Here is a 25,188-nt window from a genome sequence, read left to right as displayed (position 1 = left end):
CACTCAAGGTGACCCGCTGGAACGGCCCCTGTGCAGGGGCCCGCCACGAGCTCGCGAGTGGTGGGGGGCACAGGGGTCCTTCTACTGGGAGCGGAGGAACTCGGGGATGTCCAGCTCCTCCTCGAAGTCGTCCGACGCCAGCGGACGGCGGTTGCCGCTGCCGGCGCCCGCGATCGGCGGGAGCGGCGGCACGGTGATGCCACCGCCCTGCGGCGGCTGACCGGGCTGGCCCGGGCGCGGGGCGGCCGGCGACGCCGGTGCCGCGGCCGCGGGGGCCTGGGTCACCAGCCGCTCGCCGGTCTGCGCCGGGACGCTCGGCCGCGGGGCGGTCGCCGTCACGGGCGCAGCCGGCGCGACGGGGGCCGGGGCCACCGGTGCGGCGGTGGCCAGGGTCGTCGTCCCGGCGTCCTTGCGGTTGCTGGGCTTCCCGCCGTCGAAGCCGGCGGCGATCACCGTCACCCGCACCTCGTCACCGAGGGCGTCGTCGATGACGGCGCCGAAGATGATGTTCGCGTCCGGGTGCGCGGCGTCGGAGACCAGCGAGGCGGCCTCGTTGATCTCGAACAGCCCCAGGTCCGACCCACCGGAGATCGACAGCAGGACGCCGTGGGCACCCTCCATCGAGGCCTCCAGCAGCGGCGAGGCGATCGCCTGTTCGGCCGCCAGCAGCGCGCGGTTGTCCCCGCGGGCGCTGCCGATGCCCATCAGCGCCGAGCCCGCCCCGGACATGACCGACTTGACGTCGGCGAAGTCCAGGTTGATCAGGCCGGGCGTGGTGATCAGGTCGGTGATGCCCTGGACACCGGAGAGCAGCACCTGGTCGGCGGTCCGGAACGCGTCCATGACGCTGACGTTCCGGTCGCCCAGCTGCAGCAGCCGGTCGTTCGGGATCACGATGAGCGTGTCGCACTCGTTGCGCAGCTCCTCGATGCCCGTCTCGGCCTGGACGGCCCGCCGCTTCCCCTCGAAGGAGAACGGGCGGGTCACCACGCCGATGGTCAGGGCGCCGAGCTTGCGGGCGATCGAGGCGACGACCGGGGCACCACCGGTGCCGGTGCCACCGCCCTCGCCCGCCGTCACGAAGACCATGTCGGCGCCCTTGAGCACCTCTTCGATCTCCTCGCGGTGGTCCTCTGCGGCCTGGCGGCCGACATCGGGCTGCGCGCCCGCGCCCAGGCCGCGGGTGAGCTCACGGCCGACGTCGAGCTTGACGTCCGCGTCGCTCATCAGCAGTGCCTGTGCGTCCGTGTTGATCGCGATGAACTCGACCCCCTTGAGGCCGACCTCGATCATGCGATTGACCGCGTTCACCCCGCCGCCGCCGATGCCGACGACCTTGATGACCGCGAGGTAGTTGTGCGGAGGTGTCATGCTGCGCTCCCCAACTGGACCCTCATCCTCAGGTTAAGCCTTATAGTTATGTCAACTCAGTCCGTGTGAGGACGAAGTTAGGTGGGCCCCGACGGGGCAGCAAGCACCCGCCCGAGGTCGGCGTGTCCAGCAGGCGATGTCGCACCAGGATCGACCGACCCGTCTGTCACATCCGGCTCACTGCTGGTGACGACCCGCCTGGTGGACGTCTCACGCCCGGGTGCAGACGTCGGCGGAGCACACCGGCGCGCCCGAGGACGACGACTCGCACACCGATTTCTGCCCGGGCGTGTCGGGCGACGCGTCCCGGTCACCCGCGGGGCACCCGGCCGAGCAGGTGGAACTCCGGGTTCGGGGGCACCGCGGCCCAGTGCACCAGCCGGTTGGACAGCGCGAACAGCGCCACGATCGCGCCGACGTCCCACACGTCGTCCTCGGTGAGCCCGTGCCCGCGCAGCCCGTGCTGCTGGGCCTCGGTCACCCGGACCGGGTCGACGGCCAGCAGCACGCCCACCTCGACCACCGCCCGCAGCCGCGGGGACAGCGGCGCCTTGCGCCAGTCCACGGCCACCTGGTCGGCCAGGTAGCGGTCCCGGGCCCGGATCCGGACCAGCGCGCCGTGCGCCACCACGCAGTACAGGCACCCGTTGGCCGCGCTGGTCGCGACGACCAGCACCTCACGGTCGGCCTGGCTCAACCCCGGGGTGTCCTTGTCCATCAGCGCGTCGTGCAGCGCGAAGAAGGCGCGGGCCTCGTCCGGCCGCCAGGCCAGCGCCGCGAACACGTTGGGCAGGAAGCCGCTCCGGTCGGCCACCTCGGCGAACCGCTCCCGCAGGTCCGGGGGCAGGTCGGCGAGCGGGACGACGGGGAACCGGCTGATCGGCGTCTCGGTCATCCTGGGACTCTCCCGCCGCGGCGCGGCTACCGCAGGACGACGGCGTCCGGCGTGCTCACGTCCAGGGTGGTCGCCGGCGCCAGGTCGCCGGCCTCGATCCGGGCCACGAGCGCGCCCAGCACGTCCGCCTTGCGGTCGGTGCCTGCCGCGCTCCCCCACAGCACCTCGCGGCCGTCGGTGAGCGTCAGCCGGACGTCGTCGGCGCTGCGGGCGGCGAGCCCGGTGACCTCGGTCCGGACGCTCCGCGGCAGGGCGGTGAGCGCGCCCAGCGCGGCGGTGGTCGCGGCGTCGTCCGGTCCCGGGTCGGCGACGTCGAGCGGGACGACCCCGGCCGGGGTGGCGCCGCTGATGGTGTCGTAGACGACGCCCTCGGCGTCGACGAGCTGGCGGCGGCCCCCGTCGACGACCAGGGCCACCGGCACCCGCTCGGCGACGGTGACCACCACGGTGCTCGGCCAGCCCCGGGTGACCTCGACCGAGTCGACCTGCGGCAGCGCCGCCACCCGGGCGGCCGCGGCCGCGGTGTCCACCCGCACCAGCGGGGTGCCCTCGGGGATGCCGGCCGTCCGGGCCACCAGGTCGGCGCTGAGCCCCGCCTCGCCGTCGACCTGCACGGTGCGCACGGCCAGCAGCGGGCTGCCCAGCAGCAGCCAGCCCAGCGCGCCGAGGACCACGGCGGCCGCGGCCAGCGCCGTCAGCAGCCGGCGCCGCGGTGAGGCGCGCCGGCGGGCCCGCCGGCGGCGCGGCTTCAGCGGGGTGACCGCAGGTGGCACGTCGCCGCGACCCGGCCGCCCGTCCCGGCCGCCCCGGGCCCGGTCGCGGGTGGTCGCGGCGCGGCTCACCGCGCGGGCTCCGACCCGTCCCCGTCCGCGGTGGCGTCCTCGTCCCCGTTCTCGTCCTCGTCCGTCTCGCCGAGCGCGGCCAGCACCTCCGGGCCCACCATCGACACGTCGCCGGCCCCCATGGTCACCACGAGGTCACCGGGGCGGGCCCGGGCCGCCATCGCCCCGGCCGCGGCCGACCACGAGGGCTCGAAGGCCACCCGGCCGGCCGGCAGCGGGACGGCGTCGGCGACCAGCGCGCCGGTGACGCCGGGCACCGGGTCCTCCCGCGCGCCGTAGACCTCCATCACCACGACCTCGTCGGCCAGGCCGAGCGCCTCGCCGAAGCCGGTCGCGAACTGGGCGGTGCGGCTGTAGAGGTGCGGCTGGAACAGCACCAGCAGCCGGCCGTCGCCGACCACCGCCCGGGCGGCACGCAGCTGCGCGGCGACCTCGGTCGGGTGGTGGGCGTAGTCGTCGTACACCCGCACCCCGGCGACGACGCCCTTGAGCTCGAAGCGGCGGTGCACGCCCCCGAAGCGGCCCAGCCCGCCGATGAGCCCGGCGGCCGGCAACCCCAGCTCGAGCCCGGCGAGCAGGGCGGCGGCGCTGTTGAGCGCCATGTGCGCCCCGGGCAGGCGGAGGTGCACCGGGCCCAGCACCTCGCCGTCCAGGACGGCGGTGTACCGGGTGCCGTCGGCGGCGACGGTCAGGTCGACCAGCTGCAGGTCGGCCCCGGCACCCTGGCCGTAGGTGCGCACCCGGGCGGGCGGGTCGTTGCCGGCCAGCCGGGCCGCGCCGGGGTCGTCGGCGCAGAGCACCAGGAAACCGTCGGCCGGCACGGTGCCCACGAAGGTGTCGAACGCCGCCTCCACCGCCGCCAGGTCGCCGTAGTTGTCCAGGTGGTCGGCCTCGACGTTGGTGACGATCGCGCCGTACGGCGCCAGCAGCAGGAAGGACCGGTCGCTCTCGTCGGCCTCGGCCAGGAAGACGTCACCCTGGCCGGCGTGGGCGTTGGAGCCGGACTCGTTCAGCGTGCCGCCGATGGCGAAGGAGGGGTCGACCCCGCAGGACTGCACCGCGACGGTGAGCATCGAGGTCGTCGAGGTCTTGCCGTGCGTGCCGGCCACCGCGACGCTGCGCCGCCCGGCCATCACCGCGGCCAGCGCCACCGCACGCGGCACCACCCGCAGCCCGCGCTCGCGGGCGGCGACCAGCTCCGGGTTGTCCGGCCGGATCGCGGTGGAGACCACCACGGTGGCCGCGTCGCCGAGGTGGGCGGCGTCGTGGCCGACCTCGACGCGGGCGCCGAGCGCGGCCAGCGCCCGCATCGCCGGGGAGTCGCGCCGGTCGGTGCCGGACACCGCCAGCCCGCGGGCCAGCATGATCCGGGCGATCCCGCTCATCCCGGCCCCGCCGATGCCGATGAAGTGCACCGCCCCCAGCGACTCCAGCGGCGGGATCGGGTCCTTCCAGGCAGCCACGTCGGCAGCGCTCACGGGCGAGCCACCTCCAGCACGATGTCGGCCAGCCTCTCGTCGGCGTCGGGGATGCCGGCCGCTGCGGCGTGCCGGGCGAGCGCCGCGAGGGCGGCAGGGTCGGTCAGCCGGGGCAGCAGCTGCGCCTCGATCCAGGCCGGGGACAGCTCGGCGTCGTCCACCAGCAGCCCTCCCCCGGCCTCGACCACCGGCAGCGCGTTCAGCCGCTGCTCGCCGTTGCCGATCGGCAGCGGCACGAAGGCGGCCGGCAGGCCGACCGCGGAGAGCTCGGCGACGGTGACCGCACCGGAGCGGCACAGCGCCAGGTCGGCGGCGGCGTAGGCGAGGTCCATCCGCTCCAGGTAGTCGACGACGACGTAGGGCGCCGAGCCGGCCGGCCGGGCCGGCACGGTGACGTCGGTGTTCTTGGGGCCCCGCGCGTGCAGCACCTGGACCCCGGCGGCGGTGAGCGCGTCGGCGGCACCGACCGCGGCGCGGTTCAGCGAGGCGGCCCCCTGCGACCCCCCGAAGACCAGCAGCGTCGGGCGGTCGGCGTCCAGGCCGAAGGCGGCCCGGGCGGCGGCCCGCTCCCCCGCCCGGTCCAGGCCGGTGATCGACGTCCGCAGCGGCATGCCGACGTGCTCGGCGCCGCGCAGCGGCGTCCCGGCGGTGGTCACCGCGACGCGGGCGGCGCGGCGGGCGCCGATCCGGTTCGCCAGCCCGGGCAGCGGGTTGCCCTCGTGCACGACCACCGGCACCTTCGCGCCGCGGGCGGCCAGGTAGGCCGGCAGCGCCACGTACCCGCCGAAGCCGACGACCACGTCGGCGCCCAGCTCCGTGAGCAGGGCCCGGGTGTCGGCGACCGCGCGGCGGACCCGGCCGGGCACGCGGAGCAGGTCGAGGGTGGGCTTGCGGGGCAGCGGCACCGGCGGGATCAGCCGCAGGTCGTAGCCGCGGGCCGGCACCAGCGTGGTCTCCAGGCCCCGGGCCGTGCCCAGGCAGGTGATCCGGACGGCGGCGCCGCCGACGGTGCGGCGGCTGAGCGCGTCGGCGAGGGCGAGCATCGGCTCGATGTGCCCGCCGGTGCCACCACCGGCCAGGACGACGTGCAGGGCGGCGGACGAGGGCTTAGCCGCTCCGGGGGTGCCGGGGGCGGGCTGGGGGGAGGTCACTGCGGGCGTCCTGGCCGTTCCGTTCTCGGGGGGCGGGACCGCGGCACCGGGCGCGCCCCGACGGCGGGGAGCTCACCGGACCGTGGTCGCTCGCGGGGCGCGTCCCGGGGGACGGACCCCGCGGCGGGCGCGGGCCGGCTGCGGACGGTGGGGCGGTCACCGGCGTCCTGCCGGCCGGGGACAGTCTGCCGCTCCGGACGGCGTCGCCGCTCGTCCGGGGTGCGGTCCGGTTCCGGTGGACGGCGCAGCTCCGGGCCGCGCCGCAGGTCGGCGCGGCGGGGGTCGGCACGGCGGGGGTCGCCGCGTCGGGCGTCGGCGCCCCGGGGCTCGGTGCGGCGGGGCTCCGTGCGGCGCGGGTCGGCGCCACGGGGCTCGGCACGGGGCTCGGCACGGGTCTCGGCACGGCGGGGCTCGGCACGGCGCAGCTCGGCACGGCGCAGCTCGGGGCCCCGCGGCTGCGCACGGCGGTCGTCGGGCACCCGGGCCACCGTGCGGCCCGGGGTGCGCTCGGGCCGGCCGGCGGCGGCGCGGGGGTCGGGGGCGCGCCCGTTCCGCCGGCGCCGCGGCGGCACCGGGTCGACCGCGGCGGTCGGCACCGGCAGCAGCAGCCGGGCGAGCCGGCCGCGGGGGTGGGCGCGCTGGTGGGCGATGGCCGCCGGTTCGGCGCGGGCGAACCGGGCGAGCAGCCCGACCACGAACAGGGTGAGCACCAGCGAGGTGCCGCCGGCGGAGATCAGCGGCAGCGTGACACCGGTGACCGGCAGCAGCCCGACGACGTAGCCCATGTTCATGGTGGCCTGGCCGATCAGCCAGACGGTGATCGCGACGCTGGCCAGCTGGACGAACCGGTCGGTCGAGCGCCGGGAGATCCGGAAGCCGGCCCAGCCCAGGATGCCGTAGAGGACGACGACGACGAGGCAGCCGAGGAAGCCCAGCTCCTCGCCGATGATCGCGAAGATGTAGTCGGACTCCGCGTGCGGCAGCAGGTTCCACTTCATCGCGCTGTTGCCCAGCCCGACGCCCCAGAACCCGCCGGTGGCCAGCGCGTACAGGCCGTGGCAGGCCTGGTAGCCGCTGTCGCTGGCGTCCGAGCAGGGGTCGAGGAACCCGGTGACCCGGGCCATCCGGTAGGGCGCGGCCTGCACCATCAGGAACACCCCGACGGCCACGGCGAGCACGGCGCCGCCGATCCAGCGCCGGGACAGCCCGCCGGCCCACAACAGGCCGGCCACCACCAGGCCGAGGCTGACCACCGCGCCCATGTCCGGCTCGAGGAGCAGCAGGACCGTCATCGCCCCGAAGGCCGGCAGCACCGGCATCAGCAGCGACCGGGTGGTGAGGTACTTCTCCCGGGTGGCGAGCACGTGCGCGCCCCAGAGCGCGAACACCAGCTTCGCCAGCTCCGAGGGCTGGAAGTTGGTGAACCCGAGGTTGAACCAGGCCCGCGCCCCGTTGAGCTCGAGGGTCACCCCGGGGATCGGGACCAGCACGAGCAGCAGCAGCCCGAAGACCACCAGCATCGCCCGGCCCGACCACTGGCGCAGCCGCCCGACCGGCAGCCGCATCGCCACGAGCATGCCGACCAGCCCGATCAGCGCGAAGGCGCTCTGCCGCACCCCGGGCTCCCAGGCGGGCAGCCCTGCCTTGGCCGCCTCGATGGAGGCGGCGGAGAACACCATGACCAGGCCGACGACGAGCAGCAGCCCGGCCGAGCCCAGCGCCAGGTGCGAGGAGGTCATCGGGCCGTCCAGCCAGGCCGGCCCGCGCAGCCGGACGCCACCGGCGGTCCGTGCGCCCGCCGACGTCCGCTCCCGCGGGGCAGGCCGGGCGCTCCGCTCGCGGGTGGAGGCGGTCACCGGGACCTCAGCCCAGAGCGCGCACCGCGTCGGCGAACGCCCGGCCGCGGTGCGCGTAGTCGGTGAACACGTCCATGGAGGCGGCCGCGGGGGCCAGCAGGACGGTGTCACCGGGGTGCGCCAGGCGGACGGCGGCGGCCACCACCTCACGCATCACGCTGTCCCCATCCGCACCCACGGCCCCATCGTCGCCGCTGGGGACCACGGTGCGTGGGACCGACGGGGCGTGTCGCGCCAACGACCTCGCCAACTGCTCGCGATCACGGCCCAGCAGGACCACCCCGGCCAGCCGGGGGGCGACCGCGGCGACCAGCGGGTCGACGTCCGCGCCCTTGAGCAGCCCGCCGGCGATCCACACCACCCGCGGGTAGGCGGCCAGCGAGGCGCCCGCCGCGTGCGGGTTGGTGGCCTTGCTGTCGTCGACGAAGTCGACGCCGTCGACGGTGCCGACCAGCACGTTGCGGTGGGCGCCGCCGCGGAACGCCGCCAGCCCCCGCCCGACGGCCTCGGCGTCGACCCCGGCGGCCCGGGCCAGCGCCGCCGCGACCAGCGCGTTCACCGTGTTGTGCGGGCCGCGCACCTGCAGCGCGTCCAGCTCGACGAGCAGCTCCCCGGCGGGGGTGGCGCTGAACGCCCGGTCGACCAGCGACCCGGCGCGCACCCCGAGCTGCCCGCGGGTCGGCTCGCCCAGGGTCACCGTCACCGGGTGCCGGTGCCGGGCCACCAGCGCGGCGGCCACCGGGTCGCCGGCGTCGCCCACGGCGACCGGGGCCAGCCGCAGCAGCCGCGCCTTGGCGTCCCGGTAGGCCTCGAAGGAGCCGTGCCAGTCGACGTGGTCGTCGGCGACGTTGAGCACCGCCGCGGCCGCCGGGGCGATCGAGGAGGACCAGTGCAGCTGGAAGCTGGACAACTCCACGGCGACCGCGTCGAAGGAGGGCCGGCCGTCGGCGTCGCGGGCGGTGACCACCTCGACCAGCGGCCGGCCGACGTTGCCGGCGGCGACGGCCCGCCGGCCTCCGGCGAGCAGCACCTGCTCCAGCATCGTCACCGTGGTCGTCTTGCCGTTGGTGCCGGTGACCGCGTACCAGGGCGCCGGCGCCCCGCCGTCCGGGCCGGGGGTGCGCAGCCGCCAGGCCAGCTCGGGCTCGCCGACGACCTCCAGGCCGCGGGCGGCCGCGGCCTGGAGCAGCGGGTGCTCCGGCCGCCAGCCCGGGGAGGTGACCACCAGGTCGACGTCCTGGGGCGGCGCGGTGACCGGGCCCAGCCAGCGGGCGCCGGCCGCGACCAGCTCACCGACGACGGCCGGCTCGGCGGCGTCGGTGAGGGCGACGTCGTCGCCGCGGGCGAGCAGCACCCGGGCGGCCGCGGCGCCGGAGACGCCCAGCCCGGCGACCAGCACGGTGCCCAGCCGGCCGACCATCACAGGCCCGTGATGGAGAGCCAGTCGGCGTAGAACAGCCCGATGCCGAAGGCCACCGCCATGCCGGTCACCAGCCAGAACCGCACGATGACGGTGTTCTCCGTCCAACCGGCCAGCTCGAAGTGGTGGTGCAGCGGTGCCATCCGGAACACCCTCCGGCGGGTGGCCCGGAAGAAGCCGACCTGGATGACCACCGACAGGGTCACCGCCACGAAGAGCCCGCCGAGCACGACCAGCAGCAGCTCGGTGCGGGTGACGATGGCCAGCCCCGACATCAGCCCGCCCAGGGCCAGCGAGCCGGTGTCGCCCATGAAGATCCGGGCCGGTGAGGTGTTCCACCACAGGAAGCCCAGGCAGGCGCCCATCGCGGCGGCGGCGATCAGCGTGACGTCCAGCGGGTCGCGGACGGTGTAGCAGCCGTCGGTGGCCAGCGCGCTGCCGCAGTCGTGGCCGAACTGCCAGAACGAGATGATCACGTAGGAGGCGAACACCATCGCCGAGCAGCCGGCCGCCAGCCCGTCCAGCCCGTCGGTGAGGTTGACCGCGTTGGAGAAGCCGGCGATGAACAGGTAGGCGACCGCGACGAACAGGAACGTCGGGAGCACCAGCGGCTCGATGTCGCGGACGAAGGAGACCGCGGTGGTCGCCACCGCCGGCCCGCTGCCGTCCTCGATCAGCGCCAGCACCGCGAAGGTGACGCCGATGACGAGCTGGCCGACCAGCTTGGCGGTCTTGTTCAGCCCGAGGCTGCGGCGGTAGCGGATCTTCAGGTAGTCGTCGAGGAAGCCGACGGTGCCCAGCCCGATGAGCAGGAACAGCAGCAGCAGGCCGGTCTTGGTGACCCCCCGGCCCTCCTGGTCCAGCAGGAACAGGTGGGCCACCAGGTAGCCCAGCACGGTGGCCAGCACCATCACGGTGCCGCCCATGGTGGGCGTGCCCTTCTTGGACAGGTGGCTCTCCGGGCCGTCGTCCCGGATCTCCTGGCCGAAGCCGTGCTGCCGGAAGGCCTTGATCGCCAGCGGCGTCACCAGGATGGAGACGATCAGCCCGACGGCCGCGGCGATGAGGACGGACTTCACGAGGCCGCCCCGTCCGTGCCGGCGGCGCCGTCGGTGCCCTCCAGCAGGTCGGCGGCCAGCCGCTCCAGCCCGTAGGACCGGGACGCCTTGACCAGCACCACGTCCGCCGCGCCGAGGGCGTCGGCCAGCAGCGCGCGGGCTGCCTCGCGGTCGGGCACGTGCAGCACGCTGTCCAGCGCTGGTCCCTCCTGGGTCCTGTCGTCGGTCGTCCGGCCCTGCGCCGACAGCTCGGCCAGCGCCCCGGTGTGCACGCCGATCGCGTCCGGCCCCACGGAGACCAGCAGGTCGACCCCGGCCCGGACGGCGTCCCGGCCGAGCCGGGCGTGCTCGGCGTCGGAGCCGGGCCCGAGCTCGCCCATCGCGCCGAGGACGGCGACCCGCCGCCGGCCCGGGAGCCGGACCAGCGCCGCGAGCGCGGCGCGCATCGACTCGGGGTTGGCGTTGTAGGCGTCGTTGACGACGGTCAGCCCGTCGGCGCGGCGGGTGACCTCCATCCGCCAGCGGCTGCGCGGCCCGGCCGCGGACAGCGCGGCGGCGACCGCGGCGGGGGTCATCCCGGCGGCCAGGGCGGCGGCGGCCGCCGACAGCGCGTTGGGCACCTGGTGGGCGCCGACCACCTGCAGCGCGACCGGGTGCTCCTCGCCGCCGGCGACCAGGGTGAACCGCGGTCGGGCGGCGTCGTCCAGCGTCACGTCGGTGGCGCGCACGTCCGCGTCCGGGCCCAGCCCGGTGGTGACCACCCGCGCGCTGGTGCGCGGTGCCATGCCCAGCACGCGGTGGTCGTCGGCGTTGAGGACGGCGGTGCCGTCGGCCGGCAGCGCCTCGACGAGCTCGCCCTTGCTCTGGGCGATCACCTCGGCGCTGCCGAACTCGCCGAGGTGGGCGGAGCCGACGTTGAGCACCACCCCGACGTCCGGGCGGGCGATCCGGCACAGCCGCGCGACGTGGCCCGGCCCGCGCGAGCCCATCTCCAGCACCAGGTGGCGGGTGCCGGTGCCGGCGGTGAGCACGGTGAGCGGCAGCCCGATGTCGTTGTTGAACGAGCCCTGCGGGCTGACCGTGGGGCCGTCGGCGGCGAGCACCTGGCCGAGCAGGTCCTTGGTGGACGTCTTGCCCGAGGAGCCGGTGATGCCGACGGTGGACAGGCCGGCGTCGGCGAGCCGGCGGTGCACCGCGGCGGCCAGCCGGCCCAGCGCCTCGACCGGGTCGGCCACCACGACGCAGGGCAGCGCCGGGTCCGCCCGGGTGGTGAGGGCGGCGACCGCGCCGGCCGCGGCGGCGGCGGGCACGAAGTCCGCGCCGTCCACCCGCTCCCCCGGCAGCGCCACGAACAGGTCACCGGCGCCCAGCGCGCGGGAGTCGACGAGCACCGCGCCGGTGACGGCGAGCGTCCCGTCGCCGGTCAGCTCCCCGCCGACGGCCTCGGCGACCTCGGCGAGCGTCAGCTCGATCATGCGTCCACCGTCCGGGCCAGCAGCACCTCGCGGAGCACGGCCCGGTCGTCGAAGGGCAGCACCTGTCCTCCCACCTCCTGGCCGGTCTCGTGGCCCTTGCCGGCCACCAGGAGGGTGTCACCCGGCCGCGCCCGGGCGACCGCGGCCGCCAGCGCCGCCCGCCGGTCGCCGATCTCCAGCACCTCGGCGCGGCTCCCGGCCGGGACGTCGTCCACACCGGCCCGCATGGCGGCGCGCACCAGGGCCGGGTCCTCCGACCTGGGGTTGTCGTCGGTGATCACCAGCAGGTCGCTGCCGGCCGCCGCCGCGGCGCCCATCGCCGGTCGCTTGCCGGGGTCGCGGTCACCCCCACAGCCCAGCACGGTCAGCAGCCGCCCGCCCGTCGCGGACCGCAGCGCCGCCAGCGCCGTGGTCACCGCGTCCGGGGTGTGCGCGTAGTCGACGACGGCCACGAACGGCTGACCGGCGTCCACCGGCTCCATCCGGCCGGGGACGACGGTATCGGCGATGCCGGCCAGCGCGGTCTCCGGGGGCACCCCGACGGCGTCGAGCAGGGCGACCGCGAGCACCGCGTTGGCCACGTTGAAGTCACCCGGCAACCGCAGCCGGGCCGGCCAGCTGCGGCCGCCGGGTCCGTGCAGGGTGAACGTCGAGCCGCCCGCGGCGACCCCGGCGACGTCGGTGGCCGACCAGTCCGCGGCGGCGCCGTGGGTGCTGACGGTGACGGTCGTGGGGCGGACCAGCCGCCGGCCGGCCGCGTCGTCGACGTCGACCACCTCGACCGCGGCCCGGCCGTCGAACAGCAGCGCCTTGGCCTGGAAGTAGCTCTCCATGTCGTGGTGGTACTCGAGGTGGTCGCGGGAGAGGTTGGTGAACCCGGCGGCGGCGAAGCGCACCCCGCTGACCCGGCCCATGACCAGCGCGTGGCTGGAGACCTCCATGACCACGCCCCGGACGCCGGAGGCCACCATCCCGGCCAGCAGCGCGTGCAGCTCGGGGGCCTCCGGGGTGGTGCGGGCGCTGGGCATCTCGGTGGTGACCGGCTCCCCCGCGGCGTCGCGGCCGCGGGTGCGGGTCTGCACGGTGCCGATGAGCCCGCTGGTCCAGCCGGCGGCGGCGAAGCCGGCCTCCACCAGGTAGCTGGTCGTCGTCTTGCCGTTGGTGCCGGTGATGCCGATGACCGTGAGCTGCTCGCTGGGCAGGCCGTGCAACCGGCCGGCGACGGCGCCGAGCACGGCGCGCGGGTCGTCGACGACGCAGACCGGCAGCCCGGTGGCGGTCGCGGCGCCGGCGCCGGCCGGGTCGGTGAGCACCGCGACGGCGCCCCGTACCGCGGCGTCCGGGGCGAACCGGACACCGTGCGCGTTGGCGCCGGGCAGGGCGGCGAACAGGTCGCCGGGCCGGACGGCGCCGGAGGCGAGCGTCACGCCGGTGACCGGGGTGGCCGGATCACCCTGTACGGGCGGGCCGACCAGGTCGGCCAGGTCGGTGAGGGTGAGCGGGCGGTCGCCCGCTGGCCGGGGCTCCGACCCGGACGCGGTCGGGTTCACAGCAGTCCAATCTACCGGCGGCCTCCCGCCGGTCCGATGATCATCGGATCGTCCTCGTGTCGGTGCCCGGCCGGGCGGTCAGTCGACGCGGAGGGTGAAGTCCGGGCGGGGGGTGCCGGAGGGGACGACGCCGCCGGCGGTCAGGGCGTACCGCATGACGTCGGCGAACACCGGGGCGGCGACCTGGCCGCCCTCGGCCGAGCTGGTCGGGCGCTCGAGGTCGACGGCCACCACGTACTGCGGGTCGTCGGCCGGGGCGTAGCCGACGAAGGTGGTGAAGTAGCCGCCGCCGGTGTAGCAGCTGCAGTCGGGGTTGGCGCGCTGCGCGGTGCCGGTCTTGCCGACCACCCGGAACCCGTCGACCTCGCCGAGCGGGGCGGTGCCGCCCTTGCCGACGACGGCCTCGAGCATGTAGGTCAGCTGGTCGGCGGTGTCCTCGCTGACCACCCGGGTGCCCTCGGGCCGGGGCGCGTCGGTGACGGTGCCGTCGGCCGCGGTCACCGAGGAGACCACCCGCGGCGGGACGCGGACGCCGCCGTTGGCCAGCGTCTGGTAGACCGACGCCATCTGCAGGGTGGTCACCGAGATGCCCTGCCCGATCGGGACGTTGGCCGCGCGGCTCTCGGTCCAGTCGGCGGAGTCCTCGAGGATGCCCGCGCTCTCGCCGGGCAGCTCGATGCCGGTCCGGGAGCCGAGGCCGAAGGCGCGCAGGTACCGCTCCAGCGTCGCGTCGCCGACCTCGCGGGCCAGCATGATCGACCCGACGTTGCTGGACTGGGCGAGGATGCCGGTGACGGTGAAGTCGATCGGCTCGTGGTCGTGGGCGTCGGTGACGACGGCGTCACCGGCCTGGATGTGCCCGTCGACGGTGAGCACGGTGTCCTTGGTGGCCGCGCCCTCCTCGATGGCGGCGGCCAGGGTCACCGCCTTCATCACCGAGCCGGGCTCGTAGACGTCGGACACCACCGGGTTGCCCAGCAGGTCCGGGTCGGTGTCGTTGTACCGGCCGGGGTCGTAGCCCGGGCAGGAGGCCATCGCGGCGACCTCGCCGGTGTGCACGTCGAGCGCCACGGCCGAGGCCGAGGTGGTGGCCCCGTCGGAGCACGCGGTGTCCAGCCGCTGCTGGACGACGTACTGCAGGTCCTCGTCGAGGGTCAGCTGGACCGAGCCGCCGTCGACGGCCGGGGTCGTCGCGTCGATGCCGGAGGGGATCTCGTTGCCGCTGTTGTCGACCTCGACCCGCTTCTCCCCGTCGACGCCGGCCAGCACGTCCTCCTGGGTCTGCTCGATGCCGGCCAGCCCGTCGCCGTCGCTGCCGACGAACCCGACGACCTGGCCGCCGACCGCGCCGGCCGGGTAGAGCCGCACCGGGTCGTCCTCGAACACCAGCCCGGTCCGGGTGTCCAGCGGCAGCTCGCGGACCTGCTCGGTGACGTCGGTCGACACGTGCCGGGCGAGCACGACGTAGCGGGAGTCGCGGGACAGCTTCTCGGTCAGCTCGGCGGCCGGGACGTCCAGCAGCGTGGTGAGCGCCAGCGCCGTCCGGGTGGGGTCGGCGACCACGGCCGGGTCGGCGACGACCCGCTCCGCGCCGACGGAGTACGCCAGCACCTGGCCGTTGCGGTCGGTGATCTGGCCGCGGACGGCCTCGATCGGGTACTCGGCCATCCGGTCGTCGGTGGCGGCCTGGGCGTAGGCCGCGCCGTCGACGCCCTGCAGCACGACGAGCCGGCCGACGACCACCACCAGCAGGGCGCAGAGGAACAGCAGCCCCCACCGGTTGCGCTGCTCGCGGTAGGCGAGACCCAGCGGCTGGCGGCGCCGGCCGCCGGGGTCGCGGCGCGGCCGCTGGTCGCCGCGGCCGGCCGGTCCGGTCGCCCGAGCAGGGGTGCGCCGCGCCCCGCCGGGGCGGAAGGGCGGCGGTGGGCCGGCAGGGGGCACGGGTCAGTCCCCCGGGGTCGTCGGGTCGGCGGACGGGGCGGGCACCGGCTCGGGCGCGGGCTCGGCGGTGCCCAGCAGCACCGAGCTGCCGTCGGGCTGGAGCACGAGGTGGCCCGCGGCGCCGGCCGGGACCAGCCCGGCCTCGGCCGCCACCCGGGCCAGCTGGGCGGCGGTGTCGGCCGCGACGACCTGCTGCTCCAGCCGGGCGACCTCCTCGGCCTGCTCGGCGATGGCCGCGCGCTGCTGGTTGGCCTCCAGCGAGTCGACGGCGATGGCGGTGTTGAGCAGCAGCAGGCCGACGGTGGTGGCGACCAGCATCGCGACCAGCAGGACGACGAACGGCGCGCGCCGGCGGGCGGTGGCGCCCGCTCGGGCGGGGGTGCGGGTGGGCGTCGTCCGGGCCGGGGGCACCAGCCGGAGCTGCGGGCCGGTGGCGACCGGGCCGGTGCGCCGGGTCGAGCCGGTCCGCGGGACGTGCACCGGCCCGGTCCCCGGCCGCGGCGCCGTGCGGGCGGTGGCGGTGCGGGCGGTGGCGGTGCGGGGGGTGGCCCGGGTGCTGCCGGTGCGGGTCGTGGCGGTGCGGGTCGTGGCGGTGCGGGCCGTGGCGGTGCGGGTCGTGGCGGTGCGGGCCGTCGTCCGGGCGGACGTGGCCCGGGCGGGCTGGCTCACGAGGCCCTCCGGATGCGCTCCGCGGCGCGGACGCGGGCCGACGCCGACCGGGGGTTGCGGGCGACCTCGTCCTCGCCGGGTGCCTCACCGCCCCGGGTCACCAGCCGGAGCACCGGCGCGTGCTCGGGCATCGGCACCGGCATCCCGTGCGGGGTGCGGTCGACCGCCTCGGCGGCGAGGGTCTGCTTCACGATGCGGTCCTCGAGGGAGTGGAAGCTGATCACGACCAGCCGGCCACCGACGGCGAGGGCCTCGATGGCGGCGGGCAGGGCCCGGCCGAGCACGCCGAGCTCGTCGTTGACCTCGATGCGCAGTGCCTGGAACGTCCGCTTGGCGGGGTGCCCGCCGGTGCGGCGGGTGGCGGCGGGGATGGCGTCGCGGACCAGCTCGGCCAGCCGGGCGGTGCCGGTGAACGGCTCCCGGGCCCGCTCGCGCTCGATGGCGGAGGCGATCCGGCCGGCGAAGCGCTCCTCGCCGTAGACCTTGAGCACCCGGGTGAGGTCGCCGCGGGAGTAGGTGTTCACGACGTCGGCCGCGGTGCGCGGACCGCTGGGGTCCATCCGCATGTCCAGCGGGGCGTCGGTGGAGTAGCTGAAGCCGCGGGTCGGCCGGTCGAGCTGGAGGGAGGAGACGCCGAGGTCGAACAGGATGCCCTGGACCTCCGCGATGCCGAGGTCGGCCAGCACGTCGGGGAGCTCGTCGAAGACGGCCGGCACCAGGGTCGCCCGGTCGGCGTGCCCGGCGGCGGCGATCCGGGCGGCGGCCTCGGCGCGGGCATCGGGGTCCCGGTCCAGGCCGACCAGGCGGAGCCCGGGGTGGGCGCCCAGCAGCGCCAGCGAGTGGCCCGCGAGGCCGAGCGTGCAGTCGACGAGCACGGCGCCGTCGGCGCCGAGGGCCGGTGCCAGCAGCTCGGTGACCCGGTCGAGCAGGACGGGGACGTGCAGCGCGGGCCCGGAGGGCTCGGGGCTGCTCATCGACTGCTCCTCGGGGGTCGCGGGGCGGAGCGCTCCAGGGGGTCCGGGGCGGGCTGGGCGGGAGGTGGGGCGGCGGTGGGGTGCGGTGGGGCGGGTGGAGCGGGGTGGAGCCCGGGTGGGCCCTCCCCTGGCCCGCCGCCCCGCAGGGCCCGCCTGGCGCCGGGGAAGCGGTACCAGGAGGTGCCCTGCTGGGGCGGCCGGGCTGGTGGAGCGGTGCTGCGGTGGAGCGGTGCTGCGGTGGAGCGCTGGTGCGGTCGGACGGTGGGCGTCGAGCCGGGGGGAAGTCGGCTCGGTGCCCGGGTCCGGTCGAGCCGCGGGGAAGTCGGCTCGTCCGGGGTGGTGCGGCGTTCCGGTGCTGCGGTGTTCCTCGGTGGGGCGGGGTGGGAGGTCAGGACAGCGTCGGCATCCCCTCGCTCTCCATCGCCGCGTAGACGGCTTCCTGCTCGGCCTCGTAGGCCGCCCAGGTCGGGGCGTCCCAGATCTCGAAACGGGTGTCGACGCCGACGACCACGACGTCGCGGTCCAGGCCGGCGTACTCGCGGAGCGCGGCCGGGAGGGTGATCCGGCCGGTCTTGTCCGCCTCGACCTCGACCATCGAGCCGAAGCTCATCCGGGCGTGCATGCGGGCGACGTTGGTGTCGGCGGGCGCCATGGCCTTGAGGGCGGCGCTCTGCTCGGCGACCCGGGCCATCGTGAGGCCGTAGATGCAGCGCTCCTGGCCCTTCTTGATCACCATGCCGCCGGCCACCAGCTCGCGGTAGCGGACGGGGAGGGCGAGCCGGCCCTTCTCGTCGAGACGCAGGGGGTAGTTGCCGACGAACACCGGATCACCCCCAACATCTGTCCTCCTGTGGCCGGGCGAGGCACCATCCGTGGTCCCTGCCTCCCCATTGCGCGACACAGTAACCCACTGCGCCCCACTGGACACCACTCCGCGTCGTGTCGCCCCCTCCACCCCACCCCGCCCCACCCGGGAGGCAGCCCCGGCCGCCGGTGCAGCGGTCCGATCCCGTCGCGACCCGCCGATCAGCACGTACCGTGGTCCGGGTGACGGAGAGCACGGCTGCGCTGGACGCCGCAGGGACCGACGCAGCACCGACCTCCGGCACCGGGGTGGGAGCCGTGCTGGACGGCGGCCCCGGCCACCACACGGGCGCGGACGTGGACGTCGCCGCCGAGGGTGCGCGGCTGGCCGCCGCGATCAGCCGGGTCGTGGAGGGCAAGCCCGACGTCGTCCGGCTGGCGCTGGCCGTGCTGCTGGCCGAGGGCCACCTGCTCATCGAGGACGTGCCCGGCGTGGGCAAGACGACGCTGGCCAAGGCGCTGGCCCGGTCCATCGACGGCAGCGTGCGGCGGATCCAGTTCACCCCGGACCTGCTGCCCAGCGACGTGACCGGGGTGGCGGTCTACGACCAGGAGACCCGGGCGTTCGAGTTCAAGCCCGGCGCCGTCTTCGCCAACATCGTGGTCGCCGACGAGATCAACCGCGCCTCCCCCAAGACCCAGTCGGCGCTGCTGGAGTGCATGGAGGAGCGCCAGGTCACCGTGGACGGCGTCACCTACGAGCTGGCCCGGCCGTTCATGGTGGTGGCGACGCAGAACCCGCTGGAGATGGAGGGCACCTACCCCCTCCCCGAGGCCCAGCGCGACCGGTTCACCGCGCGGGTGTCGATGGGCTACCCGGACCGCGACGCCGAGCTGGCGATGCTCGACGAGCGCGCCACGACCGACCCGCTCACCGCGCTGACCCCGGTCACCGACGCCGCCTCGGTGCGCCGGCTGGTCGACGCCGTGGGCCGGCTGCACGTCGCCGAGCCGCTGCGCCGGTACGTCGTCTCCCTGGTCGAGGCCACCCGCCGCTCCCCCGACCTGCGGCTGGGCGCCTCGCCGCGCGCCGGGCTGCAGCTGCTGCGCGCCGCCCGGGCGACCGCGGCCCTGGCCGGCCGCGACCACGTGCTGCCCGACGACGTCCAGGCGATGGCCGTGCCGGTGCTCGCCCACCGCCTGCTGCTCACCCCGGACGCCGCGCTGGCCCGGCGGGACACCCAGCGGGTCGTGACCGACCTGCTGGCGACGGTCCCGGTCCAGCGCACCCGCTGACCCGCGCCGCACCCCGACGATGGCCCGCACCCGGATCGCCGACGCCGCCTCCAGCCTGACCCCGCGCGGCCGCTGCCTGGTGGCCGCCGGGGTCACCCTCGGCCTGCTCGGCGCGCTGCTCGGCGAGCGGGCGCTGGTGCAGGTGGCCGTGTTCGTGCTCACCCTGCCGGTGCTGTCCGCCGTCGGGGTGGCCCGGCAGCGGTTCCGGATCGCCACCCGCCGCACCGTCACCCCGGCCCGGCTGCCCCGCGGCGAGGACGCCGACGTGCTGCTGGAGGTGGCCAACACCGACCGGCGGACCGGTGGCCTGTGGGTGCTCACCGAGCAGCTGCCGGCCGAGCTCGCGGCCCGGCCGCGGTTCGTGGTGGAGCGGCTGGCCAGCGGCGCCACCGCACCGCTGCGGTACCGCCTGCACGGCGGCCGGCGCGGCCGGTTCTCCCTCGGCCCGGTGCGGCTGCGGCTGGTCGACCCGTTCGGCCTGGTGCTGCGCACCGCCGCCGGCAGCGACACCGCCACCCTGCTGGTCACCCCGCGGGTACGGCCGCTGCAGGGCAGCGGCGCGCTCGCCGGGGCGGGCGGCAACGGCGGCGAGGGTGCCCGCCGGTCCATCGCGGTGCACGGCGAGGACGACGTCAGCACCCGCGAGTACCGCTACGGCGACGACCTCCGGCTGGTGCACTGGCGGGCCACCGCCCGCACCGGTGAGCTGATGGTGCGGCTGGAGGAACGGCCCTGGCGCGCCGCGGCCACCCTCTTCCTCGACGCCCGGCTGCCCGCGCACCTCACCGGCGGCCGGGTGACCGGTCCGGCCGGCGACCCCGCCGCGCCGCCGGACACCCTGGAGTGGGGCGTGGAGGCGGCGGCGAGCATCGGTGTGCACCTGCTGCGGCGGGGCGCCGGGCTGCGGGTGGTCACCGAGGGCGGGGAGCTGACGCCGTCCCTGGGCCGCGGGCCGCTGGGCCCGGAGGAGCTGCTCGAGCGACTGGCCGAGCTGGGCGGCTCCCGGCACGCCGGGCTGCAGGCCGGTGCCGAGGCGCTGCGCCGGGCCGGGGTCGACGGGCCGGCGATCTGCCTGCTCGGCCTCCTCGGCCCGGACGACGTGCACGCCCTGGTGCGGGCCCGCTCCGGGCCGGGCACCGACGTCGCCGTGCTGGTCGACGCCGCGGCCTGGCTGGACGCCGGGGCCGGCCGGGGGCGCCGGCCGCTGGCCCCGGCCGCGCGCGCGGAGCTGGTCTCCCGCCAGCAGCAGGCCGTCGACCTGTTCCGCAGCGCCGGTTGGCAGGTCGTCGCCGTCCGCCCGGACCAGTCCGTCGACCAGGTGTGGGACCAGCTGGGCGGGCCGCTGCCCAGCGCGGCGACCTACGGGGCACCGGCGGTCAGCGCGGCCGGCAGCGTCGGCGGGCAGGTGCCGGCATGACCGCTCCCGACCTGCCCCGCGCCGTGCCGGGCCGTACCGGGACCGCGGCCGCCGCCGGGGTCGCCGTCCTGCTGGGTGCCCTCGCCCTGGACCCGGTCTTCGCCGCCCGCTCCTGGATCCCCTCGGTGGTGGTCGTCGTCGCGGCGGTGACGCTGTCGGGGATCGCGCTGCGGGCCGGGCTCGCCGCCCTCGCCGACCGCCGGGTCCCCGGTGCCGCGTCCGGCGCCGTCCGGGCCCTGATCCCGGTCGGCCAGCTGCTGGTGGTGCTGACCGTCCTCACCCGGGTCTTCACCCCCGAGCGCCTGTGGGCCGGGCTGGTGCCCACCCCGGGCGCCGTCGCCGACCTGGTGGCGCTGTTCGGGGACGGCGCCGCGGAGATCCGCGAGCAGGCCACCCCGGCGCTGCCGCTGACCGGGCTGGTGGCGCTGACCACGCTGTTCGTGGCCCTGGTCGCCCTGGCCGTCGACCTGCTCGCCGTCCCGGCCCGGCAGCCGGCGCTGGGCGGGCTGGGGCTGCTGGTCCTGTACTGCGTCCCGGTCAGCACGGTCACCGGCAGCATGGCCCTGGTCTCGTTCGCCGCCCCGGCCGCCGGTTTCGCCGTCCTGCTGTGGGCCGACCAGCGCGGCCGGCTGGTGGGCGACGCGCGGGGCGGCAGCGGCTCACCGCTGGGCACCGCCACCCTGCCCGCGTTGCGCACCGGAGCGGTGGCCGTGGTGGCCGGACTGGTGCTGCCGCTGTTCGTGCCCACGCTGGCGGAGGGGTCGCTGGCCAGCGGGCTGGGCGGGTCGGGCACCGGCGACGGCGTGGGCGCCTCGATCGACCCGGTCGCCGAGATGACCGGCCAGCTCACGCTGCCCGAGCCGGTCGACCTGCTGTCGGTGCGGGCGTCGGTCGACGACCCCGGTTACCTGCGGTCGGTGGCCCTGGACGAGTACGACGCGGGCGGCTGGCACCTGACCAACCTGGACGGCCAGCAGTCGATCGTCACCGCGGACGCCCTGGCGCCGCTGCCCGAGCGGACCGCCAGCCGGCAGGTGCGCGAGGAGATCACCGTGCTGGAGCACGACGACCAGTTCCTGCCGGTCCCCTACTCGCCGCAGCGGATCGAGGTGCGCGACGCCGACGACGACGACTGGCGCTTCGACCGGGCCGGCAGCACGGTCTTCGGCCGCGACGCGACCACCGAGGAGATCGTCTACGAGGTCGTCGCCGAGCAGCCGCAGCCCTCGGTGGCCGACCTGGCGGCCTCGCCGGAGCTGGGCGTCGGCGACGACGCCCGGCGGTACACCGAGCTGCCCGAGCTGGCCCCGTCCGTCCGCGAGCTCGCGACCTCGCTGACCGCCGGCGCGCAGACCCCCTACGACCGGGTGCGGGCGGTCCTCGACCACTTCACCGACCCGGCCAACGACTTCGTCTACAGCCTCTCGACGACCCCCGGCACCAGCGGCGACGACCTGGCCGACTTCCTCGAGCTCAAGCGCGGCTACTGCGAGCAGTACGCCGGGGCGATGGCGGTGCTGGTGCGGGCGGCCGGCGTCCCGGCCCGGGTGGTGCTCGGGTACACCCCCGGCCAGGAGCTCGACGGCGGGACCCGGGTCGTCACCACCGACGACGCGCACGCCTGGGTCGAGGTGTGGTTCGCCGGCATCGGCTGGGTCCCCTTCGACCCGACCCCGATCCCCCGCGACCGCGCCGTCGAGCTGCCCTGGGCGCCCCGGGTCGACGCCACCACCGGTGGCACCGTGGCCGAGCCGACGGCGCCGGGTGCGGAGCTGCCGCTGCCCTCCGGCCCGACCGCCGAGCTCGACCGGGACGACCAGTTCATCCCGCTGGACACCGACGCGCTGGCCGACGACCCCTCGCCGCTGCCGTGGGTGGCCGGCGGTGGGCTGACCGTGCTGGTGCTCGCGCTGGCCGCGGTGCCGGCGGCGGTCCGCCGCCGCGCCGCCCGGCGCCGGCTGGCCGACGGGACGCCCGGCGAGCTGTGGGCCGAGCTGCTGGCCACCGCCACCGACCTGGGCATCAGCGTGCCCGGGACCACCACCGCCCGGCAGCTGGCGCGGCAGCTCGCCGAGCAGCTCAGCGGCGCGGAGCCGGCGGCGGTCACCGCGGTGCGGACGCTCGCCCTGGCCCAGGAGCGGGCCGTCTACGGCCCGCCGACCGCGTCCGGCCCGGACCCGGCGGCGGCGACGGCGCTGCGGACCGTGCGGCGGGCGCTGCTCCGCCAGGCGTCCCGCGGGCAGCGGCTGCGGGCGGCGGTCTGGCCGGCGTCCACGCTGGCCGAGGCCGGCCGGTGGGTCACCGCCCACACCCCCCGCTCCCTGCGCGCCGCCTGACGCAGGGCGCCGCGGGACTGTCGCGGTGCTGTACCTGCTCCTGCGGTGCTGCAGCACCGCAGGAGCAGGCAGGACACCGCAGGAGCGGGACGCCGGGTCGCCCCTGCACGGCGCCGAGCGTGGGTCTGCGCCGACGGGGCGGCCCGAGACGGCAGCAGCCGCCGTCCCGGGGGACGGCGGCTGCTGGTGGGGTGCGAGGACCGGCTACTGGTCGTAGCGGCGGCGGAAGCGCTCCTCGAGCCGGTTCTTCAGCGGCTGGCGGCGGGCCCGGCTGCTGCCCTTGCCGCCGCGACCGGGACGCCCGGCCGGACCGGCAGCGGGAGCACCGGCCTCGACGGCGCCGGTCGCGTTCTTGTAGTTCAGGACGACGAGGGCGGCACCGCCGAAGGCCACCAGGAAGCCGGCGACGCCGACCAGGACCTGGGGCAGGACGGCCCCGCCGAGGACGATCGCCAGACCCACGACGACCAGCCCGATGCCCACCTGCACCTTCCGGCGGGCCTTCTGGCGTCGGTCGCCGGTACGTACGGTCGAAGCGAACTTCGGGTCGTCGTCGACGAGGGCACGCTCGATCTGCTCCAGCAGACGCTGCTCGTGCTCGGAGAGCGGCACGTCGACCTCCAGGTGCGCAGTGCTACAAGCCACCGGCGGCAGTCCGCCCGCAGTGACACCGAGGATACGAGCCGATTGCAGGCTGCGAAAGGCGAGTCTCCATCGACACACCCCTCCGGGCTGTCGGCATGGACACACCGCCGGCTGTCCTGGCGTCACCGCAGGTCAGCGAGGTGTTCACCCGGCGGGTCGCCGGCCGCCCGGCCGGTGCGTCCGGCCGATCAGCGTCGCCGGCCGGACCGCGCCGGCCCCGAACCGCCGGGCAGCGCGGTCCGCGGCCAGTTCGGCGTCCCGCCGGCCGTGCTCGCGGGCACCCAGTTCGAGCTGCCGGGCGGTGCTCCCGGCCTCCACCAGCCCCTCCGCGCGGACCCCCACCAGCCGGATCCGGGCCCGGTCCAGGCCCAGCGCGTCGTAGAGCGCGCGGGCCGTGTCGTACAGCTCCTGGCCCACGTCGGTGGGCACCTTGAGCGTGCGCGAGCGGGTGATCGTGGTGAAGTCGGCGAACCTCACCTTGATGCTCACCGTGCGGGTCAGGTGGCCCGTGGAGCGCAGCCGTCCCGCCGTCCGCTCGGCCAGGTGCAGCAGCTCCCGGTGGATGACGGCGGGGTCGTCGACGTCGGTGCCGAAGGTCTCCTCCGCGCCGGTGGAGCGGTCCGGCTCGTCGGGCACCACCCGGCGGGGGTCGCGGCCCCAGGCCAGCTCGTGCAGGTGCGCGCCCGCGGCCTGCCCGACCGCCCGCTGCAGGGTGCGGGCCGGCACGTGCGCGAGGTCGCCGACCGTGCGCAGCCCGAGCCGGAGCAGCACCTCCTCGGTCTTGGCGCCCACGCCCCACAGGGCGCCGACCGGCAGCGGGTGCAGGAAGTCCATGACCTCGGCCGGGCGCACCACCAGCAGCCCGTCGGGCTTGGACCGGGTGGAGGCGAGCTTGGCGACGAACTTGCTGCCGGCCACCCCGACCGAGCAGGTGATGCCCTGCTCGTCGAAGACCCGCGCCCGGATGTACTCCCCGATCGCCACCGGGTCGCCCAGCCGGCGCCCGGAGCCGGAGACGTCGAGGAACGCCTCGTCCAGGCTCAGCGGCTCGACCAACGGGGTGATCGTGCGGAACAGCGCCATCACCGAGCGGGAGACCTCGGTGTAGAGGCCCAGGTCGCCCGGCAGCACGGTCGCCGTGGGGCACAGCCGCAGCGCCCGGGAGGTCGGCATGGCGCTGTGCACCCCGTACCGGCGGGCCTCGTAGGTGGCCGAGGTGACGACGCCGCGGTTGCCCACCCCGCCGATGATGACCGGCGTGCCGGCCAGCTCCGGGTGCCGGCGGACCTCGACGCTGGCGAAGAAGGCGTCCATGTCGACGTGCAGCACCGTGCAACCGGTGGCGCGATCGGACACCGTCCACCCCCACCTCTTGTGTCGAACACCTGTTCGAGAGGTTAGCCGGTCCTCCCCCGTCGAGGCGCACCGCCAGGCGCTCGAGTCCGTGCCGAGACCACCTCGTGACCGGGCGAGCACATCCCCGGCACCCGACACCCGGCAGCGGGGGCGACCAGCCGCCGTCGAGCAGCGCCCGGGAACGCGTCGGCGGCACCGCGCGACGGCGTCCTCGGCCGGTACCGCGGGGGACGGAGACGCTGCCGACGTGGTCATCTCCCGCGCCCCTGCTGCATCGGGTTGTGCGCAACCGGGCGGTGCGCGACGTCGAGGTGTGCGAAGTCGATCATCGCGGTAGAACTGCCGTGGGTGGTCGCCGTCCGGCGGTCACGACCCCTGACGATCGGAGGAGCCATGGCGCTCGACGACGACGACATGACCAGCACGGAGGGTCCCGCCGACGGCGGTGCCGAGGGCACCCCGGGCCAGCACGACGGCGGCGCTGACGGCGGTGCCGATGGTGGCGCGGACGGCGGTGCCGATGGCGGTGCCGATGGCGGTGCCGATGGTGGCGCAGACGGCGGTGCGGACGGCGGCGCCGAGGGCCCGCTCGACTCCGGCGCCGGTGGCGGCACCCCGGGGCAGCACGACGGCGGCGCGGACGGCTCGGCCTGA

Annotated in this window: 20 protein-coding genes; 4 read left to right on the top strand and 16 right to left on the bottom strand. The window is 76.5% G+C overall.

All coding sequences use genetic code 11. The annotated features are described in order from the left end of the window. Positions 1-81: 81 nt before the first annotated feature. From ftsZ to mraZ, 14 genes are all read right to left on the bottom strand, one after another. Entirely contained in the window at positions 82-1,371 is a 1,290-nt protein-coding gene (gene ftsZ / locus HL054_RS05045) for a cell division protein FtsZ (protein ID WP_369137695.1), read from the bottom strand. A 310-nt stretch (positions 1,372-1,681) separates the two neighbouring features. After that, complete coding sequence (locus tag HL054_RS05040) at positions 1,682-2,266, bottom strand: peroxidase-related enzyme (RefSeq protein WP_369137694.1); 585 nt, start codon at positions 2,264-2,266, stop codon at positions 1,682-1,684. Positions 2,267-2,292: 26 nt separating this feature from the next. Further along, entirely contained in the window at positions 2,293-3,108 is an 816-nt protein-coding gene (locus HL054_RS05035; protein ID WP_369137693.1) for a cell division protein FtsQ/DivIB, read from the bottom strand. Beyond that, positions 3,105-4,586, bottom strand: a complete 1,482-nt coding sequence (gene murC, locus HL054_RS05030; protein ID WP_369137692.1) for a UDP-N-acetylmuramate--L-alanine ligase — start codon at positions 4,584-4,586, stop codon at positions 3,105-3,107. Before murC ends, HL054_RS05035 begins: the two co-directional genes overlap by 4 nt. Then, positions 4,583-5,737, bottom strand: coding sequence for an undecaprenyldiphospho-muramoylpentapeptide beta-N-acetylglucosaminyltransferase (murG, locus tag HL054_RS05025; RefSeq protein WP_440347918.1), 1,155 nt, complete (start codon positions 5,735-5,737; stop codon positions 4,583-4,585). The genes murC and murG overlap by 4 nt, the downstream gene beginning before the upstream one ends. Further along, on the bottom strand, positions 5,734-7,593 hold the full coding sequence (ftsW, locus tag HL054_RS05020) for a putative lipid II flippase FtsW (protein ID WP_369137691.1): 1,860 nt from the start codon (positions 7,591-7,593) through the stop codon (positions 5,734-5,736). Before ftsW ends, murG begins: the two co-directional genes overlap by 4 nt. Before the next feature lie 7 nt (positions 7,594-7,600). Next, on the bottom strand, positions 7,601-9,013 hold the full coding sequence (gene murD, locus HL054_RS05015; RefSeq protein ID WP_369137690.1) for a UDP-N-acetylmuramoyl-L-alanine--D-glutamate ligase: 1,413 nt from the start codon (positions 9,011-9,013) through the stop codon (positions 7,601-7,603). Beyond that, complete coding sequence (gene mraY, locus HL054_RS05010) at positions 9,013-10,092, bottom strand: phospho-N-acetylmuramoyl-pentapeptide-transferase (RefSeq protein ID WP_369137689.1); 1,080 nt, start codon at positions 10,090-10,092, stop codon at positions 9,013-9,015. The genes murD and mraY overlap by 1 nt, the downstream gene beginning before the upstream one ends. Next, positions 10,089-11,546, bottom strand: a complete 1,458-nt coding sequence (locus HL054_RS05005) for a UDP-N-acetylmuramoyl-tripeptide--D-alanyl-D-alanine ligase (protein WP_369137688.1) — start codon at positions 11,544-11,546, stop codon at positions 10,089-10,091. The genes mraY and HL054_RS05005 overlap by 4 nt, the downstream gene beginning before the upstream one ends. Then, positions 11,543-13,096: a UDP-N-acetylmuramoyl-L-alanyl-D-glutamate--2,6-diaminopimelate ligase gene (locus tag HL054_RS05000; protein ID WP_369137687.1), complete on the bottom strand. Its 1,554-nt coding sequence runs from the start codon at positions 13,094-13,096 to the stop codon at positions 11,543-11,545. The genes HL054_RS05005 and HL054_RS05000 overlap by 4 nt, the downstream gene beginning before the upstream one ends. A 78-nt stretch (positions 13,097-13,174) precedes the next feature. After that, positions 13,175-15,037, bottom strand: a complete 1,863-nt coding sequence (locus HL054_RS04995; protein ID WP_369137686.1) for a peptidoglycan D,D-transpeptidase FtsI family protein — start codon at positions 15,035-15,037, stop codon at positions 13,175-13,177. Between the two features lie 3 nt (positions 15,038-15,040). Further along, the gene (locus HL054_RS04990; protein WP_369137685.1) at positions 15,041-15,706 is read right to left on the bottom strand and encodes a hypothetical protein; all 666 of its coding nucleotides are present in this window, start codon (positions 15,704-15,706) and stop codon (positions 15,041-15,043) included. Further along, the gene (rsmH, locus tag HL054_RS04985; RefSeq protein ID WP_369137684.1) at positions 15,703-16,680 is read right to left on the bottom strand and encodes a 16S rRNA (cytosine(1402)-N(4))-methyltransferase RsmH; all 978 of its coding nucleotides are present in this window, start codon (positions 16,678-16,680) and stop codon (positions 15,703-15,705) included. The genes HL054_RS04990 and rsmH overlap by 4 nt, the downstream gene beginning before the upstream one ends. 388 nt (positions 16,681-17,068) lie before the next feature. Beyond that, positions 17,069-17,503, bottom strand: coding sequence for a division/cell wall cluster transcriptional repressor MraZ (gene mraZ, locus HL054_RS04980; RefSeq protein ID WP_369137683.1), 435 nt, complete (start codon positions 17,501-17,503; stop codon positions 17,069-17,071). A gap of 224 nt (positions 17,504-17,727) precedes the next feature. On the opposite strand from mraZ, the gene HL054_RS04975 reads away from it, so the two are divergent. The 3 genes from HL054_RS04975 to HL054_RS04965 are packed head-to-tail and all read left to right on the top strand — an operon-like array spanning position 17,728 to position 22,533. Continuing rightward, positions 17,728-18,780 (top strand): AAA family ATPase, encoded by a 1,053-nt coding sequence (locus tag HL054_RS04975; protein ID WP_440347917.1) that lies wholly within the window; start codon positions 17,728-17,730, stop codon positions 18,778-18,780. A 19-nt stretch (positions 18,781-18,799) separates the two neighbouring features. Next, positions 18,800-20,197 (top strand): DUF58 domain-containing protein, encoded by a 1,398-nt coding sequence (locus tag HL054_RS04970; protein ID WP_369137682.1) that lies wholly within the window; start codon positions 18,800-18,802, stop codon positions 20,195-20,197. Continuing rightward, positions 20,194-22,533 carry a transglutaminase family protein gene (locus tag HL054_RS04965; RefSeq protein ID WP_369137680.1) on the top strand — a complete coding sequence of 780 codons (2,340 nt, stop codon included), beginning with the start codon at positions 20,194-20,196 and terminating at the stop codon, positions 22,531-22,533. The genes HL054_RS04970 and HL054_RS04965 overlap by 4 nt, the downstream gene beginning before the upstream one ends. A 204-nt stretch (positions 22,534-22,737) precedes the next feature. Here HL054_RS04965 and HL054_RS04960 read toward each other — a convergent pair whose 3' ends face one another. After that, positions 22,738-23,178: a DUF3040 domain-containing protein gene (locus tag HL054_RS04960; RefSeq protein WP_369137679.1), complete on the bottom strand. Its 441-nt coding sequence runs from the start codon at positions 23,176-23,178 to the stop codon at positions 22,738-22,740. Between the two features lie 144 nt (positions 23,179-23,322). Further along, positions 23,323-24,534, bottom strand: a complete 1,212-nt coding sequence (gene dinB / locus HL054_RS04955) for a DNA polymerase IV (RefSeq protein ID WP_369137678.1) — start codon at positions 24,532-24,534, stop codon at positions 23,323-23,325. 393 nt (positions 24,535-24,927) lie between these two features. Here dinB and HL054_RS04950 point away from each other — a divergent pair, with 393 nt between their 5' ends. Continuing rightward, positions 24,928-25,188 (top strand): BatC protein, encoded by a 261-nt coding sequence (locus tag HL054_RS04950; protein ID WP_369137677.1) that lies wholly within the window; start codon positions 24,928-24,930, stop codon positions 25,186-25,188.

The sequence above is a fragment of the Modestobacter versicolor genome (assembly GCF_041028285.1).
GTDB classification, from domain to species: Bacteria; Actinomycetota; Actinomycetes; order Mycobacteriales; family Geodermatophilaceae; genus Modestobacter; species Modestobacter versicolor_A.
This window is presented reverse-complemented; position numbering and strand designations above follow the sequence as displayed.